The 467-nt window shown below is 36.8% G+C and carries 1 protein-coding gene; it reads right to left on the reverse strand.

All coding sequences use genetic code 11. The annotated features are described in order from the left end of the window. Window positions 1–467, reverse strand: a 467-nt coding sequence (locus tag QI155_RS10970; protein WP_281321679.1) for an ATP-binding protein, incomplete at both ends; no start/stop codon positions are given.

Genomic DNA, 467 nt, shown 5'->3' on the forward strand with positions numbered 1-467 from the left:
GTTTGAGTTAATAACCTGTCCTACTCTTCCAAAATGCTCAAGGTCAAGAATAGACTGTGTTATTATTCCGAAGCTACCTTTGTATTTCCTTGCTCTACGATATCCTTCCTCTATAACCTTCTGAAAAGTCTCTGTATCCTGCAAAAACTGCCATGCTTCATCCATAATTACCATACGAGGGTTTTCTCTACTACTGAGATACAAATCCATTGTAACTGTGTTTAAAACCTGAAGCACTACTACCTTGAATAAATCAGGAAGGGCCTTTAAATGTTCAAGCTCAAGCACTACAAAGTCATCCTGAGATATATCAAAGCTTGTTGGACCATTAAAGTATTTTCCATATATACCTGCAGAAGTAAACTTATCCAGATTAAATGCCAGATGAGTGGATAATAATTTAAAGTCTTCAATACACGCTTCTTTGCCTTCGCAAAGGATATCCTTGCCATTGTAATGCTTTGGAA

The sequence above is a fragment of the Thermodesulfovibrio sp. 1176 genome, from assembly GCF_029946585.1.
GTDB lineage: Bacteria > Nitrospirota > Thermodesulfovibrionia > Thermodesulfovibrionales > Thermodesulfovibrionaceae > Thermodesulfovibrio.